Annotated in this window: 25 protein-coding genes; 23 read left to right on the forward strand and 2 right to left on the reverse strand. The window is 34.7% G+C overall.

The window, feature by feature from the left end; genetic code table 11:
* The first annotated feature begins 339 nt into the window (after positions 1 to 339).
* The 3 genes from HNQ00_RS05460 to HNQ00_RS05470 all read left to right on the forward strand — a co-directional run bounded on the left by HNQ00_RS05460 (position 340) and on the right by HNQ00_RS05470 (position 2,480).
* Positions 340 to 957: a hypothetical protein gene (locus HNQ00_RS05460; RefSeq protein ID WP_173837306.1), complete on the forward strand. Its 618-nt coding sequence runs from the start codon at positions 340 to 342 to the stop codon at positions 955 to 957.
* Between the two features lie 148 nt (positions 958 to 1,105).
* Complete coding sequence (gene rpe / locus HNQ00_RS05465) at positions 1,106 to 1,768, forward strand: ribulose-phosphate 3-epimerase (RefSeq protein ID WP_173837307.1); 663 nt, start codon at positions 1,106 to 1,108, stop codon at positions 1,766 to 1,768.
* 205 nt (positions 1,769 to 1,973) lie between these two features.
* The gene (locus HNQ00_RS05470; RefSeq protein ID WP_173837308.1) at positions 1,974 to 2,480 is read left to right on the forward strand and encodes a tetratricopeptide repeat protein; all 507 of its coding nucleotides are present in this window, start codon (positions 1,974 to 1,976) and stop codon (positions 2,478 to 2,480) included.
* Positions 2,481 to 2,634: 154 nt separating this feature from the next.
* Here the strand turns inward: HNQ00_RS05470 and HNQ00_RS05475 are convergent, their stop codons facing one another.
* Positions 2,635 to 3,003 (reverse strand): hypothetical protein, encoded by a 369-nt coding sequence (locus HNQ00_RS05475; protein WP_173837309.1) that lies wholly within the window; start codon positions 3,001 to 3,003, stop codon positions 2,635 to 2,637.
* Between the two features lie 96 nt (positions 3,004 to 3,099).
* On the opposite strand from HNQ00_RS05475, the gene HNQ00_RS05480 reads away from it, so the two are divergent.
* The 16 genes from HNQ00_RS05480 (at position 3,100) to HNQ00_RS05555 (ending at position 11,683) form a co-directional block, all read left to right on the forward strand.
* The gene (locus HNQ00_RS05480; RefSeq protein ID WP_173837310.1) at positions 3,100 to 3,408 is read left to right on the forward strand and encodes a hypothetical protein; all 309 of its coding nucleotides are present in this window, start codon (positions 3,100 to 3,102) and stop codon (positions 3,406 to 3,408) included.
* Between the two features lie 32 nt (positions 3,409 to 3,440).
* Positions 3,441 to 4,010: a helix-turn-helix transcriptional regulator gene (locus tag HNQ00_RS05485; protein ID WP_173837311.1), complete on the forward strand. Its 570-nt coding sequence runs from the start codon at positions 3,441 to 3,443 to the stop codon at positions 4,008 to 4,010.
* Positions 4,003 to 4,161 (forward strand): hypothetical protein, encoded by a 159-nt coding sequence (locus HNQ00_RS05490; protein WP_173837312.1) that lies wholly within the window; start codon positions 4,003 to 4,005, stop codon positions 4,159 to 4,161. Before HNQ00_RS05485 ends, HNQ00_RS05490 begins: the two co-directional genes overlap by 8 nt.
* A gap of 10 nt (positions 4,162 to 4,171) precedes the next feature.
* Positions 4,172 to 4,453, forward strand: coding sequence for a hypothetical protein (locus tag HNQ00_RS05495; RefSeq protein WP_173837313.1), 282 nt, complete (start codon positions 4,172 to 4,174; stop codon positions 4,451 to 4,453).
* A gap of 1 nt (position 4,454) precedes the next feature.
* On the forward strand, positions 4,455 to 7,868 hold the full coding sequence (gene dnaG, locus HNQ00_RS05500) for a DNA primase (protein ID WP_173837314.1): 3,414 nt from the start codon (positions 4,455 to 4,457) through the stop codon (positions 7,866 to 7,868).
* Positions 7,869 to 7,870: 2 nt separating this feature from the next.
* Positions 7,871 to 8,149: a hypothetical protein gene (locus tag HNQ00_RS05505; protein WP_173837315.1), complete on the forward strand. Its 279-nt coding sequence runs from the start codon at positions 7,871 to 7,873 to the stop codon at positions 8,147 to 8,149.
* 24 nt (positions 8,150 to 8,173) lie between these two features.
* Positions 8,174 to 8,488 carry a hypothetical protein gene (locus HNQ00_RS05510; protein WP_173837316.1) on the forward strand — a complete coding sequence of 105 codons (315 nt, stop codon included), beginning with the start codon at positions 8,174 to 8,176 and terminating at the stop codon, positions 8,486 to 8,488.
* A 15-nt stretch (positions 8,489 to 8,503) separates the two neighbouring features.
* On the forward strand, positions 8,504 to 8,770 hold the full coding sequence (locus tag HNQ00_RS05515; protein ID WP_173837317.1) for a hypothetical protein: 267 nt from the start codon (positions 8,504 to 8,506) through the stop codon (positions 8,768 to 8,770).
* A 7-nt stretch (positions 8,771 to 8,777) separates the two neighbouring features.
* Positions 8,778 to 9,242 (forward strand): hypothetical protein, encoded by a 465-nt coding sequence (locus tag HNQ00_RS05520; RefSeq protein ID WP_173837318.1) that lies wholly within the window; start codon positions 8,778 to 8,780, stop codon positions 9,240 to 9,242.
* A 9-nt stretch (positions 9,243 to 9,251) separates the two neighbouring features.
* Positions 9,252 to 9,443, forward strand: a complete 192-nt coding sequence (locus HNQ00_RS05525) for a hypothetical protein (protein WP_173837319.1) — start codon at positions 9,252 to 9,254, stop codon at positions 9,441 to 9,443.
* A gap of 7 nt (positions 9,444 to 9,450) precedes the next feature.
* The gene (locus HNQ00_RS05530; RefSeq protein ID WP_173837320.1) at positions 9,451 to 9,828 is read left to right on the forward strand and encodes a hypothetical protein; all 378 of its coding nucleotides are present in this window, start codon (positions 9,451 to 9,453) and stop codon (positions 9,826 to 9,828) included.
* Positions 9,825 to 9,986, forward strand: coding sequence for a hypothetical protein (locus tag HNQ00_RS05535; protein WP_173837321.1), 162 nt, complete (start codon positions 9,825 to 9,827; stop codon positions 9,984 to 9,986). The genes HNQ00_RS05530 and HNQ00_RS05535 overlap by 4 nt, the downstream gene beginning before the upstream one ends.
* The gene (locus tag HNQ00_RS05540) at positions 9,983 to 10,225 is read left to right on the forward strand and encodes a hypothetical protein (protein WP_173837322.1); all 243 of its coding nucleotides are present in this window, start codon (positions 9,983 to 9,985) and stop codon (positions 10,223 to 10,225) included. Before HNQ00_RS05535 ends, HNQ00_RS05540 begins: the two co-directional genes overlap by 4 nt.
* 107 nt (positions 10,226 to 10,332) lie before the next feature.
* A complete protein-coding gene (locus tag HNQ00_RS05545; RefSeq protein ID WP_173837323.1) occupies positions 10,333 to 10,893 on the forward strand; it encodes a hypothetical protein in 561 nt (186 codons plus the stop codon).
* A 95-nt stretch (positions 10,894 to 10,988) separates the two neighbouring features.
* Positions 10,989 to 11,324, forward strand: a complete 336-nt coding sequence (locus HNQ00_RS05550) for a hypothetical protein (RefSeq protein ID WP_173837324.1) — start codon at positions 10,989 to 10,991, stop codon at positions 11,322 to 11,324.
* 149 nt (positions 11,325 to 11,473) lie between these two features.
* Positions 11,474 to 11,683: a hypothetical protein gene (locus tag HNQ00_RS05555; protein WP_173837325.1), complete on the forward strand. Its 210-nt coding sequence runs from the start codon at positions 11,474 to 11,476 to the stop codon at positions 11,681 to 11,683.
* Between the two features lie 363 nt (positions 11,684 to 12,046).
* Here HNQ00_RS05555 and HNQ00_RS05560 read toward each other — a convergent pair whose 3' ends face one another.
* On the reverse strand, positions 12,047 to 12,355 hold the full coding sequence (locus HNQ00_RS05560) for a hypothetical protein (RefSeq protein WP_173837326.1): 309 nt from the start codon (positions 12,353 to 12,355) through the stop codon (positions 12,047 to 12,049).
* Positions 12,356 to 12,897: 542 nt separating this feature from the next.
* Between HNQ00_RS05560 and HNQ00_RS05565 the strand changes: the two genes are divergently transcribed.
* From HNQ00_RS05565 to HNQ00_RS05580, 4 genes are all read left to right on the forward strand, one after another.
* A complete protein-coding gene (locus HNQ00_RS05565; RefSeq protein ID WP_173837327.1) occupies positions 12,898 to 13,332 on the forward strand; it encodes a hypothetical protein in 435 nt (144 codons plus the stop codon).
* Positions 13,333 to 13,415: 83 nt separating this feature from the next.
* Positions 13,416 to 13,865, forward strand: a complete 450-nt coding sequence (locus tag HNQ00_RS05570; RefSeq protein ID WP_173837328.1) for a hypothetical protein — start codon at positions 13,416 to 13,418, stop codon at positions 13,863 to 13,865.
* A 74-nt stretch (positions 13,866 to 13,939) separates the two neighbouring features.
* Positions 13,940 to 15,277 carry a S49 family peptidase gene (locus HNQ00_RS05575; protein ID WP_173837329.1) on the forward strand — a complete coding sequence of 446 codons (1,338 nt, stop codon included), beginning with the start codon at positions 13,940 to 13,942 and terminating at the stop codon, positions 15,275 to 15,277.
* 1 nt (position 15,278) lies between these two features.
* Positions 15,279 to 16,277 (forward strand): hypothetical protein, encoded by a 999-nt coding sequence (locus HNQ00_RS05580; RefSeq protein ID WP_173837330.1) that lies wholly within the window; start codon positions 15,279 to 15,281, stop codon positions 16,275 to 16,277.
* Positions 16,278 to 16,282: the final 5 nt, after the last annotated feature.

Genomic DNA, 16,282 nt, shown 5'->3' on the forward strand with positions numbered 1-16,282 from the left:
CGATCTGTTCGAGCCAAAAAGCTCTCGGGTTTCCGGAGTTTTATTTTTTAAATTTGAGCTGGTTTTAGATTCCTGCTTCCGCTTATTACCCTTCTAGTCACACAAAGTTGCATGACCTTTATTCTCTTTTTCCAGTAAGTATCCCGAAAGTTTGGAAAAATAGAATTAGTTCACGAATCACCTTTTACTACCCACCATTCCCTGATCATCGATATATAATTACGAGTTATTAATTATTCCAAACCTGTTACTAATTACTTGCTACTTGTTACTAATCCCCATTCAGTAAATACTAAAGACATTTTTTATATCTTTATTTTTTTAACTAAAAACCTAAATATGAGAAAATTAATTATAACTCTTGCACTATTCAGTGTTATCGCTTGTAAAAACAAAGAAGTAGATCAAGAAAGCGAACCAGGCTTAATGGAATCTGTTCAAACTGTTAACAAACTCAATAAAGCAGCCGATGCTATGAAGGAGTACGAGAAACAAACAGAGAAATTGAAAGCTATGAAACCTGTATCTAACGACCTTTTTAAACAAATTCTTATCGAAGATATCGATGGTTTTAAAAGAAACAACTATAATGCCGGAACTGCATCAATGGTAGGACTTAGCTCTGCCGAAGCTAATTATAGCAATTTAAACGATAAGAAGGTAAAAATTAGCATCTTTGATGGAGCAGGAGAATCAGGAAGCGCTTTTATAGCCATGACGCATATGACAATTGCCATGGATATGGAGTCTATTGAAGGAACCAAAACCAAAAAAACAGAGGTCTTTGAAGGAGTGAGAACTTTAACTGAAGAGGACTCTAATCTTGATAATTCAATTAGCGCGTCAATGACTTTTATACACAATGACCGTTTCCAAATAGCACTTGAAGCAAATAAAATGTCATTAGCAGACTTGAAAGAATTTATGAAGAAAATTGATTTATCTGCTCTTAACTAAATTACTTTTAGCTAAGGCTCCCAACATTTTGAGGGTATTAAACAGTTCATTGTTTCATACCCTCTTTTTTATTTTTAAATCATCTTTATCTATATATATTTTTATTTTTAAAAGTATCTTTGCAAAAACAACACTTACTTTAACTACTATGAAGAATACATTAATCGCTCCATCTGTACTAGCAGCTGATTTTGCCAACTTACAACGCGATATCGAAATGATTAATAAAAGTGAGGCTGATTGGTTTCATATTGACATCATGGACGGTGTTTTTGTTCCTAACATTTCGTTTGGAATGCCTGTACTTGAAGCTATCTCAAGACATGCTACAAAAACTATTGACGTACATTTAATGATAGTTGATCCGGATCGTTACATTAAAACTTTTGCAAACTTGGGAGCAAACATCTTATGTGTTCACTATGAAGCTTGCACACACTTACACCGTACATTGCAAGCTATTAAAGCAGAAGGTATGAAAGCAGGAGTTGCCTTAAACCCCCACACTAGTGTAGATTTACTAGAAGATGTTATTAACGACATCGACTTGGTTTGTATCATGAGCGTTAATCCAGGTTTTGGGGGACAGTCATTTATCGAAAACACCTACGATAAAGTTAAAAAATTGAAAGCACTGATAGAACGTAAAGGAGCTAGCACCATTATCGAAATTGACGGTGGAGTAACTAACAAAAATGCTAAACAACTTGTAGAGGCTGGTGCTGATGTTTTAGTGGCTGGTAGCTATGTTTTTAAAGCTGAAAACCCAACAAACACAATAGCTGATTTAAAGAAATTGACGAGAATATAATTTTTAAAAATTTAAGTACATGTGCTGAACAATTGCTATACCGCAATAGTTCAGCACCTTTTTTTTTAACATATTTCTATGACATCAAAGATTGTATTTTTGAGCAATTTATCTGACTTTTGTAGCTGTAATATTAAGATTACATCAAATCAATGTTAAGAAAGAAATTTCTAGTTATTTAAAATTAATACCCATTAAACCTACAATGAGAAAAAGTCACCTTATTATCTTGTTTTCAGTTTTAAGTTATGTAAACGGTACTGCACAAACAGCAGATGAGCATTACACAAAAGCTAGAAACTTAGAGTTATTGCAAGACTACAAGACCGCAATAAAAGAGTACGGCAAAGCAATAGCCAAGGACCCAAAATTTGACAAAGCTTTTGTCGCTCGTGCAGCAGTAGAAAACAGAATGGAAAAGTACGAAGCTGCCTTGCGTGACTTTGATAGCGCGATAGCAATTAATCCAAAATCAGCTAAAACCTATTATTTAAGAGCTAAAACTAGAACAATAATTAAGGATTACAATGGCGCAATACAGGATTTAAACTACAGTATTAAATATAACGATAATTATAGCAGTGCTTATAATGAACGCGCTCAAGTGAAACTTTTATTAACTGATAGAGAAGGTGCTTGCGAAGACCTAAACAAAGCAGCCTCAATGGGATTCCCATATTCTTTTGATTACATAGAGAATAAGTGTGATTAAGTAATTTATAGCTGACTATATACAAATAGAAAAAGCCTCTAAATTTGATTTTAGAGGCTTTTTTTTGTGGCCGCGACAGGGTTTCCTTAAAACTCGTAATTAACTGTAAATCAATACTCATTTATAATGTGTGGGTAGTTTATGGGAACTAAATTTATTTTTCAGTTACTTTTTTTATTTCAAAAAGTATATCCTCCAGTTTAAAATAAATGTCTTCTTGACCTATTTTCTTAGAATATGTAGGTTCCGGTGCTTCGGCAACCATCAAAATTTCATCTTCTCCAACAAATATGCTGCCTTCATCCTTTATCAACCAATTCAAGTTGATATTTGGAAAAATCTCAATTAATATATCTATTATTTTAGTTCCAATATTTTGTCTGCCTCTTGTGTAGGCATTCCACTGGGTATAATTGACTTTGAAATCTTCGCAAAACATAGGTAAATAGGACTTTTCGGGATATCCCATTCTCTTACCATAGATCTCTACAAGTTTTGTGATTTTTTCTCCAGCTATATACATAAATTGATATTTTAAATAAAAAGTAGCATTAATTGATTTATATATCAATTAATATATATATATTTGCTAAACCAATAAGACAAAATATATATACTAATGATAAACAAAGATAATACTTTAGATCAGAAAAAAAACAATGGAATCACCCCCGATTCTATTTGTACGGCACTTGATTGCTTACCACACAACTTTGTAGTGCTAACGCAAAAACTTCTTGAGAAGTGGAAAAGTAAAGGAAAAATAGAGAAGACCTACTCAAAGGTTTACATCTCTAGAGTGAAAACAGCCGATAAAGGTGCTTTTAATGAAGATATAATGAAGGCTTTAATCGAAGTGGGTTCTAAGAATCAAAAAACACTTGAAAATTTCGGAAGAGCACAAAAAAAAACCTCTAAAACTAATTAAAGCCTTCGAGGTTTTTTCTAAATCATTTAGCGATGACAAATATACAAATTCCCAGCGGTTTGGTTGATGAAAACATTGAAATGTTTTCTGTACAAGGTAAGATGATGGCAACACATTCTGGAATGGTTAAGCCTCTTTTTAATTTACCACAAGAGTTTTTACAAATTTTGAGAAAAGAGAAAGACAGATCTCCATCAACGGTGCAAGCTCTTATAGCTGCAGGCTTTGAAAGTGAAGATGAACAACTAGAGAAATTTGCTGATTGCAGATTTGGAGGTTTTGATCTTACTGCAGATTTTAAAGATGGTGTTCTATCTGATGCCGAATATCACGAATGTGGTTACAGAGGTAACTGTTCTATGGAGGGTATTGTTTGCGACTTTTTTAAAATAGGCGGACACATAATCACTCCATTCGAAATAGAAATGATCAAACTTTTAGCTACTGAGGATACAATTCCAGTAATGGCCGAAAAACTAAACGTTTCTGTAAATAATTTCGAGACAAAGAAGAAAATTCTCTATGAAAAATTAAATGTTTTTTCTAGACCTCGATTAGTAGCACTGGCTTATGAACATCAAATACTTCAGCACCATGTTTAACAAAATCACACCCACCGCACAAGCAGCTATTTTAAAAATCAAAATTCAAGAGGTAGATATGTCTCATGACTTTGACGAAAAAGACAAAAAAATAATGATGAATTTCTATAAAAGGAAACTCAAAAAAATTGAACCAAATAGCAAATTCTAAATCACTTACTATGACTAACACTGCAATAATATATAGAATAGAACTTCTTGAAGCCAAAGTAGAAAATGTAAAGCACTCTGGACACTTCACTGAAAAAGAGATTGACTCACAAATACCTGCTCTTGAAAATGAAATAGCAACATTACAGCAACAACTCAACTTATATGGGATGACCGTTGATCAATATAAAGAAGGAGAAACACTGCACCGCAAATATTTTATCGCTACTCCCTCACCTGCTCTACTTAACACTTGCAACGCTTTAGGAATGAATTTAAATACTCGAGTTTAACATGAAATTTATAAAACAAACATCAATTGACAATGTACTCGAAGAAGCTAGTATTGAATTAGTAATAGGTGCATCTGAGCAGCTAGTTAAAAAAGGAGTGAATGATTTTTGCAAGTCTCCATTCACAGATGACAAAACACCTTCGTTACAAGTCAATAAAGTGAAAAACGTATTCTATGACTACTCAGCAGGTTTTGGAGGGAATGCTGTTACTTTTTTAATGAAAAGACATCAGATAAGCTTTTTTCAAGCTATCGAAAAAGCCGCTGAAATTTGCAATATTATTTTGCAATATGAAGAGCAGTCTGAAGATTTAAAAAGAATGAATGATGAAGAATTGCTTATGAAAAAAGCAGTTTCATTCATGGCTGAAGAATATCAAAAATCACTACACAAATTACCAAGAGAGCACTGGGTAAAAGAAACACTCAGTGAGAGAGGTTTTTCCTCTGAAATAGTACAAGAATTCCATATAGGATTTGCTCCTAATGAGCCACGTTTTATTACCACTCCAATTATTAATTCTGGAAATCTTGAAGTATCAAAAACACTAGGATATACTAATACAAAAGATGGCGTTTCATTTGACTTTTTTAGGAATAGAATCATGTTTCCTATTCAGAATGATCGTGGGGAAATCATTGCTTTTGGGGGTCGAAGATCAAATGAAGATGAAGACAGCAAGTATGCCAAATATTTGAATTCGAAAGAAAGCAAACTGTACCTTAAAGAGCGTGTTTTATACGGAATATTTCAAGCAAAAAAAGCCATCACCTCTAGTAAAAAAGCGATTCTAACTGAAGGTTATACTGATGTAATTGCGCTACACCAAGCGGGAGCAAATAACACTGTAGCACCTTGCGGAACGGCATTAGGGAATTACCAAGCAAAACTATTGAGCCGTTTTTGTAAGCATGTAATCATTTTTCGTGATGGGGATGCTGCAGGACTAAGAGCGATACACCGAGATATCGATATCTTACTTAAACATGCTTTTAAAGTAGAAGTTGTGATTTGCCCAGAGGGTGAGGATCCTGATTCATTGTCTAAAAAACTTAATATAAATGAGTTTATTGAAAAAAATCGTGAGGATGGTCTTTTATGGAAAGCTAAATGCTTGCAAACTGAAGCTGTAAACCCAGAACTAATTTCACTGGAGCAAACATTGAGAAAAGAGCTCGATACTGAAATTGAGAACTTACGTTTCAAAATGACTACTGAGGACCAAATGAAAGCCCTCACTACCAATGATAGAAAATTTGCAAAAATTGAAAACACAAAGTTATTCAAGCAAATCGCAGAATTAGAAAAGGAAGTAACGCAACAACTAGCTGATTTCCCTAAGTATGAACCTTCACTTGTTTCTGTTGCCGTAGAGGGTATGGCCAGAACCTTACACGCGGTGCATAATAAAATAGCTCAGAAAGAATATGCCAAATCAGTAGCTAAAATTCTAGACCAAAAACCACAAATATTCCTTGATATTATTAAAGGGTATGAAGAAGAAGAGGAAGCTTCAAAGAAAAAAGCCAGTCAAGAGGCCGAAAAAACAGAATATGAAATTCTAGGCTTGCCAGATGGCGCGGATAAAAATCAATTTTTAGAAGACCGATTTTGCATTATCGGGAATGTGTGTTGGTTTCAAGATAAAAGCAATTTTATAAGAGGGACTAATTTTAGAGTGGAAGCCTTATTTCACGTAGAGGGACGCCAAGACAATAAGCGTTTATGCGAAGTGATCAATGTTCTTGGCCATAAAAGATTAATTGATTTTGAAAGTACTGATTTGATCAATTGGACAAAATTCAAAGAACGTCTTATCATGGAAGGATACTTTTCATTTGAACCAGAGGCACGCCAAATTGATTTTCACTTAATTTCTAAAAAATTATTGAAAGATTTTATCACCGCTTCAGAATTGAAAATATTAGGGCAACAGCGCCAAGGTTTCTTTGCCTTTGCTGATGGTGTTTACCACGACAATAATTTCCATAAAGTAAATAAGTACGGTATCGTGCATGTAGAAGGACTAGAAAAGACTGACAGTGAATACCGCTCTGACATTACCCACTTTTACTCTCCATCGCACTCTGAAATATACAAGTCCGCAAACGAAGGAGATGATCCATTTGAAAACGACCGTCACTTTATTCATAAAATAGCGCCGGTATCATTAGATCAATGGGGACAACAACTGGTAACAGTTTTTGGTGATAAAGGAAAACTAGGACTTGCATTTTGTATCGCTGCCAACTTTAGGGATTTGTTTTTACAGCATTATAACTTCTTTCCATTATTTGGAGGCTTTGGGCAAAAAGATAGTGGTAAGTCAGGTTTTGGGTCTTGTTTGCAATCATTTTTCTACTATGACTTGAACCCTTTAGAATTGAACACCTCTACTCTAGTAGGTTTATCAAGAAGGCTCACAAGATGTAAAAACACAATCGTTTTTTGTGATGAAATGCGAGACGATATCGACGAATCAATGCACCAGACATTAAAGGGTGCTTGGAATGGAATAGGCCGTGAAAAAGGAAAAGGATTTGAAAGTAATAGAACCACAGTCGATAAAATAAACTCAGCAATCTATTACTCTGGACAGTACTTGCCTACACGTGATGACGGTGCGCTTCCCTCCCGCTCTATTATATGCAATTTTGAGAATAAAGAACATTCTCCCCAAGCTAAAGAAGAGTACAACAAATTAATCACTTGGAACAAACAAGGGGTTTCGTCTTTTATCATTGACATCATTAAGCACCGTGAATATGTGTCAAAAAATTTGACTAGAGTATACTCTGAAACTTCAAAAGAATTAAAAATAGCCTTGAAGGACCAGGAATATCAAAACAGAATTTTTGACAATTATTTACAACTCTTAGTGATCATTAAAATGCTTGAAGACAAATTCAAGTTTCCATTTACTTATAAGGAGTACTTAGAACTGACAAAAGATTCTATAGTCGAAAACTCAGAGACTATTGCCGACTCTGATGGTCTTGCAGCATTCTGGAGAGTTATTGAATATCTAGTAGGAGAAAAACAAATTAGACAGTCGCAAGACTTTATCATCGAGCGTGAGTCATCATTTGATATCACGGTTAAAAAGGGAGAAAAGACCACTTGGATTAATAAAAATAGTGATAAAATTTTGTTTTTGAACTTCAACAAAGTACACCAGGACTATCACAAAGAAGTTACAAAACGCCAAGGCGAGGAAGTGATAGGAGCTACGACAATTAGAAACTATTTGAAATCTAAAGACAAATATTTTATAGGTGCATTTAAGAGTAAAAGAATGGGGGACAAATGCCCTAGCGGTTACGCTTTTAACTACTCCGTAATGCAGCGCATGGGAATATTAAATATTGACGACATCAACGACACTCAATTAGAAATACCTGAAGGATTTTAATTATGGATGGAAAAGCATTTTACAAGTACTCAAAACCCGCAATCGCTATGGGAGTAATTATTTACCCTAAGCCTTCGAACTTTAAGAAATATAAGATCATCATCAGCCGTAACGGCAATGAAAAGATTGGTGACGAAATTTATTTAGACGAACCATACTACAAAACAGTAGAGAAAAAGACGAGAACTGGTTTTGTAACAGAAAAAGTGCTAGTTCCTTCCATTTGGGATAAAATCCTTGAGTTATACAAAGATATCTGTATGAAAAACAATCTATTATAAACACAATTTAAAACACATTTAGCGATGACAAAAGAAGAAGAAATTTTAAAATTACGCGAGTTCCCACACCATTACTTATGGAATAAGAGACGCTCAGAGTGGACAGAAGCAGATTTATACAACTTAGAAAATGCTGACGAAAACTCGAGAAAGTGCAACGGTAAGAACGTTAATAATCAACAGCCAGTAATACAAATCCTCGATGGTGAGAAGATTCAGTTTGAAAGCTGCAGTGAAGCCTCTAGAAGAACCGGTGTTTCTATTCAAGGAATTTACCGCGTGGTAAATGGACACCAAGCAACTGCAGGAGGATGCAAGTGGGAAAAGGCAAGTAACTAATAAAGGCATAAGACTATGGAATTTCAAATCACACAAAACTTTGGAGAAATCACACCAGTAAAAACAATTAGAGAACGCGTTAAGGCATCGCAGGCTTTTAGAACCATAAACTCAGCGCAAAAAAATATAATTAATTCTAGTCAAAATATCAGAGCGATTAGAAAAGGTTTTCTCCGCTTGAAAACACTAGGCATTGTCGAGTGGGAAAAAGCATTCAAAGGAAGTAATACTAATGCCGAAATCATTAGAGAATTATACATCAATAGTTTAATCATAAAATAAAAACATCATGAATAAATATTTATATAAAAAAATAGAACAAGGACATTCAGCATATTTTGAAAACATTTTCTTCATCTCAAATGAAATGTGTAAAGAAAGAAAGTCAGAAGGGTTAGAATATTTTGAAGAATTAGAACCACGACAGATATGTGAAATTTTAGGTTGGCGCAACGAAGAGGATGTTCATTTATTAATAAATTCTGAAATAGAAGAAGGGAATGGACTTGTGGATTTTCTATTTAGAAATGATTGCCTAGGTTTTTTGGCTAAGTGTAGTATCGCAGAAGCAGATTGCTTCAGGTTTAAAGAAGACGGTACTTTGAGTAGCTATCGAATATCGGGAGGTATTACAACCGAGTTCTGGGTCTATGCGGAGTCAATTGGAGAACTGACTGAAAAACTTGTTAAAAAATCGGACGCAATGTTTAACGAGATGATGGAAGAAGAGAGAATTTTACAAAAAAACCTATAAATAAGCATCATGCCGAAAAGAAAATATACTCGAATGAAAGAGCAACCCAAAGGATATGAATGCTGCAACAAAAAGTGCAAGTGGCAAGGTCAAATTGCAGACCAAGTCCCTGTGGAAGTAGTGAATGGTTTCTTTGACCACGCCTGCCCAAAATGTGGCAAATTTGAATTCTACGGATTAATTGAAAACCCTATAAAATAAAAACATCATGGCCATACAAAAATTCACAGTTGAAGTAGTTAGAACAGACGAATACGAAATCACAATTGACGATAGCATTTACACCGAAGATTACTTAGAGCAGTGGTCAGAAAGTTTCTTTGAAACTGAAGAGGGCAACCGCCAAGAAGATTTTGCTAAACATATTGCATTAGGTATTTCATTAGCAGGAAAAGCACAAAGTTTAGAAGGCTTTGGTTTTGTAAAACAAGCTTTTAAGCCAGTAGATGAAAATGATATTGAACCGCAGTACGGTTATAATCGAAAGCAAATTACAGAGCAAGAATACACTCCAGGAATACAGGTTAAAATTTTAGAGTATAACGATGGTCACGAGGTAGAAATATTTGAAACACAAAAGGTATGAGTAAGATGAAATTTGAAATCAGCAATTCATTTGATAAAGAAGATTTAAAGAAAGCCCTATTTGTTGGATTTATACTCGGTTTTTCTTTTTCAGTTTTAAGTTTAATGGTATTGCTGCTCATAGATGGAGCAGCAATACAAATACAAGCCATAAGATGAAAGTAAAAATAAAATACTCCTTGTTTGACGATACCATTGCCAAGCAATTAAAAGCACAAAAAATAACGTTCTCAAAGCTAGAAGTTAAAACCATTCAAGAACATGCTTTTCACGCTATGAGTTTGAACTTTCATAAACTAATAAGTGACAGCCAGCGCGACACTATTATTGCAAAAATTCATTTGAGACTGGAGCAACACTTAACCGTGATAAGCGGAGAGATTAATTTTAAAGCATAAATCATGGAAACTTTAACAGCATTGTAGAACATTTTTCTGCAGCCTAATAATAAAATCAAATGACCAACACTAATGCCGGTCAGTTATCAACCAAATAATACTTTAAAATGGCAAAAGTAATCACGTTTTCGAGAACCTTTCAAAAAGGGCACCCCAGAGAAGGAGAAAAAACCAATTTCGTGGAGAAGTTTTGGAACTCCTTTAATTTCGAATTAGAAAAGAATGAAGAGTTAATTCACACACAGGATTTGTTTGATCTGTGGGATTTAAACCCAGGTCTTAAATTTGGATTTGTACTATCTGATTTTTTAAAAACTGTAGATAACCAAGTTAGGATCACCACTAAAAAAAACCATACTATACGATCAGGAAATCGTTTTAAAAAAGGTGATTTTTTTAGTCCTAGAGTTTGGAGTGGAAAGCCTTACAATTCAAAACAAATCATTATTAATGAAGACACACTAATTACAGACGTGTATGATTTCGAAATATTAGAGAATAGTAAAATATACATTAACCAGGTATGGATCGCTTCTTTTGGAAGTGAAAACTGCTCGATCATAGCAGAAAACGATGGATTGGATTCCGTTGATTTTCAAAATTGGTTTTCAAAATTACCATTCAAAGGCCAGATAATTTGCTGGAACAAAAAAGTTAAATATTGCTGATTGTCAGCTAGTCGAAGTCTTTTCGATTTTGACTAGCGAAAATTAATGCGGTCAGTTCTAACAACAAAATGAATAACAACTAATAAGTAAAAATTATGTCGAAAGTAGATTTAGATTTTCAAAAATGGTTCTATAATTATTTTAACAAGGACAAAATATCAGTTGCGGCATTTAATCATGAAGAGCTATTCAATAATTTTCAAAATATAGCTAAAAATGCCTATTTAACAGAGTGGTTTAGAGAGATCCACAACTTACATTCTTATGTAGAACGATATGATGACGGAGAGTTTGATTATTATATTACTGGGAGTTTATTCAAAGAAGTTACAGATTTTAATGACGGCCCCTTTAAAACTTTCATAGAAGCTCAAAATAAATCAATTGTGATGATGCATTCAATTATTTCTAACCAAAAACCAACTATGTAACGGCTGCGGCTTGAAGTTGTGGCAAATTTCGTAACCGAGATTTTTCGGATAAGACGAATGCCTTGCGAAACGGAATTACGAACTTAAAACAAAAATTGCCATTGATTATAACCGCTGTTATGCGTTCGGCTTTTTTAACACCTAAAAAAATGAAATCAAAAATTACAAAACACTACGCAGATTTAAAAGGAAGAGATGGCTACGGAAAATTTCTTATCAGAATTCAAACAGATTTCAGTCAATTTACTTTAGAAACAAGTAACGGTTATGCTTATATCGATATTGATAAATCCGCCTTAAAAGAAATTAGAGATTTTATTACGGAACTTCTTGAAGACTCCAACCAAGCTGACGCATAACTGTCAGCTAGCCGAAGTCTTTTCGATTTTGACTAGCGCAAGTTAGTCCCTAGCCTTAACCGCAATTATATTGTATTTTAGATTCTGCAAATAAACAACCACTAAACTATCGCCTATGAGAATAACAAAATCAAAAAACAAAATATAAGCGAGCAATGCATAAAGAATGTCATTCGGTACAATCGCTATAAAGCAATCAGGGAACAATAGTAACTGATTGCTTTTTTTATGCGCTCTAGTGTGCCACCAGGACTGTAATTAAAACCGCTTATTTTAGGCGGTTTTATCATTTATAATAGTGGCTGTAGTGAAACAGTGCAGTAGTCGAAGTATTGAATCCAAGAACAAAAAAAAACCCTACTATCATTTAGTAGGGTTTTTTAGGTTTCCGTTAATATCGTATTTATTGCAAGCATCAGTCACAGCTTGCTGGAAGGCTTCATATTCTTCAAAGGTAATCTCATCTACTAAGAACAGTTCTATCGCTTCCTGCAGCTTCTCCTTTGCTTCTTCTATTTCGGGAATCTTGTCAAAATAATTGGAGTTTTTCATATCATATTGCTTTTTCGCAAAATTACACGATGCCTTTATTATTGTTGCATATGTCGCTGCTCTAAATTGTAACAATCCGCACTCTACTTCGACACCAGGATGGTAATTAAATACTCGCATAGCACAGCGGTTTCTTTGCATTACACGCAATATTGATCCGTCTCGAACCTGTAATTATTAGCACGTTAGATTGGTTCCTTTTTTGGCCGCTCTACAATGTCGACGCTAATAAGGCTTAATGTGGAGACGTGGAGACGTGGAGCCTTAATCCCGAAGGGATTAGCGCAGAACGAACCCAAACAAAAAACTAAGTTTCTAGATTTTTTCATTTTCCCCCCGTACCCCCCAATTAAAAAAAGTATTGGAAAAGTAAGAAGTTGAAAAACTCAAGCAGAAAAGAGTTCCACAGTTCCACAGTTCCACAATTTTTTTATAATCATATATATTATAGTAGTTTAGATACTATTTACATTGTTTTTATTTTGTGGAACTTGTGGAACTCTTTTTTATAGTTCCTACAAATTTCATATAGTTCCACAAACAATTACATTGTAAGTGATTGATTTTCAATGTGTGGAACTGTGGAACTAAAAAGTTAAAAAAATGTCTATTAATCTATGTATATTTGTTTGTGAAAATAACCTCCATAAAAAATATTGCGTATGTCTGATCATTCCTCTGTAGTAATTAAGTTTCCAGTTAAGCCTCATGTGTATAAATATTTGCAAAATAAAGTGGGTGAAGCCCTGGTTGCAAACAAGTCTGATTTCTTTGGTTCGATGGTGTTAGACATCTTGACAAAAAAACCTTGCGACTTGCAATCAGTGTCTGGTGATTTGTTCTTTCCAGTCGAAGTTTCCTTGCGCTACATGGAGAGAGGCGGTATTTACATTGATTCTAAAATCATTAGAAAATTCAATATGCGTATCGATGATGTATTTAGAGAAGAGATGAGAACATACGTAGGATTGAATTATAAGGCAAACCATATCCCCAAAGAAACCTCCTTGAAACAATTTTTATTTAATTACAATATGAGTGAAGACGACATCAAATTTGAAACTTTGCTCAAAGATTTACGCAGAAACCTAAAATAACTGCAAGTGGACAAAATAAAATGAGCCGAATTTGTCCTCTTACTATTTACTGTTTTCTATATTAATTCATTTACCTATATATTATGATCGATGCAACTTTTACTGATAATTATAAAAATGTAACAAAGGTTACAATACTAGATGCAAAAAAGGTTTTTTATCCTTTAAACTACGTACTGCAAAAACGAAATATTATTTATGATGATGATCTGGCCATCGAGGTGTCATTGCTCCCAGAGAATATCAAGTACCCATCATCAAGCAAAATAACAGATGCGGGATTAATTAGAGCATACAAGATCACATTTGATATAAATGGTCAGTCACCAGAGCATGAAGCCAAATTAGAATCGTATCAAAATAAAAAAGTGATCATTGTTTTGCATTACACTGGAGGCAGGATGATTTTTGGTTGTAATGAGATGCCGCTAGATTATTCATTTGATGATGAAAACACCGCTGATCCGCAATCTTATAGTGGATTTTCTATCACATGCAGTGGAAATTCCTATTATTTAAAGGTTTCCCTTTAATCACTGTCCTTTTTAAAAGCGTGATATCGTAGTAAAATTGTACCATCAATAATACTAACGATATCATGTAAACAATGTCTAACCAAATTGAAACCCTTTTTTCTGGTAATTTCTACATAGACCGCTCTTATGGAGTTGGTCTAGTTCCTGCTTTAATCAAGTTGTACAAAAGTGAAAATTTTGTAGCTAGAAAAGAATCGGATGTTTTAAAAACTATTACTCGTGTATCTATTGATGGTGCTACAATTAGTAATGGAACTCTAGAAGCTTCTGGTACCGAGCAACGCGTTGTTGTTTTAGCTTTTAAACAACCGGTAGTAAAATTCAGTACTTATGACTGGTTAGGTACCCAAACTTACATTAGAATCTTAAACCAACTGAAAAATGATCCTACTGTTGTAGGTGTTGTTGTTGATGGTGACTCAGGTGGTGGTCAAGTTTATGGAACTCCTGAGACTTATGATGCAGTTGCAGCCTTTGTAGCTGTAAAACCATTTGTGTTTTATACTGGTGGTTATGCCTGTTCCGGCATGTATTACATCGCAGCTCCTTCCTCTTATATTATTGCAAATAAACGTGCAGATGCTATTGGGTCCATTGGCGCTTATTGTACCATGGTTAATTATGATGGTATTCTTGAACATTTTGGAGCAAAGGTAAACACGATGTATTCCAGCTTATCTGAGGATAAGAATAAAAACCATCGTGCTGTTGAAGAAGGTGGTGAAGAAGGAATCAAGCAATACATTAGAGAAGAGTTAGATCCTATGGTGATCACTTTTCACAATGATATGAAAGCGGCAAGACCTCAGTTGAATGAAACCGTTTTTAAAGGTGGAACATGGAACGGTGTTCAATCTCTTGAAATGGGATTAATTGATGCTAATGGATCTCTAGAAGATGCCGTTGCAAAAGTTTTTGAGCTAGCGAATACAAATAAAAATTCAAATAAAAATCAATCTAATAAACCCAAGACTATGTCAAAAACGACGAAAAGCTTTCCTGCTATTCAGAGCATTCTTGGAATTGAAGGAGAAGGTATCGCAACCATTTCTACAGTTCTTGGAAATAAGGGAGTACAGCTTACAGAGGCTCAACTGGAAACAATAGAGGCTTCATTAGCTGGAAACGAAACAGCACTTAGTGCTGAAAAAGAAAAAGTAACGACTGCTCAAGCAACTGTTACTGGGATCGATACTGCTATTACAACCGCGCTTGAAACGGCTGGTTTAACCGCTAGTGTTGAAGCAACTGCTACTGCTGACACCAAAGTTGCTTTGCTTGGCGCAAAAGTAGCTGAATATGGAAAACGCTCTGGTGCGCAAGCATCAAAACCAAAGGCAGATGGTGATTCTTTTGAGGAGGAATTAGACCAGGACAAAGACACTTCATTAATCAACTCAATGAAATAATATGGATATTCAATTATTAGCTGACGAATTGCAAAGATTCGTTGTTCAGAACAAAGGAATCTCAAAAGCAGATTTCGCTCGTGCCATGACTATTACGGTTGATGCGCATTGTCGTAAAGTGACTAAAATCAAAGGTACCTATCAAGTACTTGATTCTATCATGTCGCACGTTGTACAAGGTTTTAAAGCTGAATGGCAAGAACTAGGTAAATTCTCTGTAAGAGACAAAGAATTGAAAAACTACCATCAAAAAGTCAATTTCCCAATCGTTCCTGCTGAAGTACTTTCTACAGCTCTTGCAGATTTATATGAGGAGGATGTTGAGATTACCAATAAGCAAATTTGCAAAATCATCATTGATTGGTTGTTGACGCAAGTAACAGACGATTTAGAATTGTTGTCTTGGATTGGTGATACAACTGGAGGAACTGCTGATGGTGAATTTGGTTATTCTTTAAATGGATGGAACAAGATCATTGAATTAGCTGTTGCTAACACTGATCGTCCAGTTTTTAAAATTCCATTAGAAGCGTTGACAGATTCTAATATCTACGATCAGGTTTTAGCATTTGAGAGAGGTTTACCTAAGATTTTGAAAAACAAAATCCAAAAAATCCACATGTCGGAGAATAACTTGGAGCGCTACGAGATTGCTTATCGCGAAAAGTACAATCAATCTCCTAAGTATGATGAAGCTGACAACACTAGATCGCCTTTGAGAAAAAGAGCGTTAGTGGGTCATACAAATATGGCTGACGACAAGATTTTTTGTACTGTTGAAGGTGCAATGTTGAATCTTATTGACGTTATCGACAACCCACCAAAGATCACGATGATTCAAGTTCAAGACTATAAAGTAAAAATCTTTATGGAGTTCTGGAAAGGATATGATTTCTTGATGAATGAGGCTGTTTGTGTGGCTGATTTCGCTGGGATTGTTCGTGGTCTAGGTAATGCTGAAAAAATGAAGATGTACTATCCTCATGAAGAAGTAATCTAATAATC

Origin of the sequence: Flavobacterium aeripolare, from assembly GCF_013294025.1 — a bacterium.
GTDB lineage: Bacteria > Bacteroidota > Bacteroidia > Flavobacteriales > Flavobacteriaceae > Flavobacterium.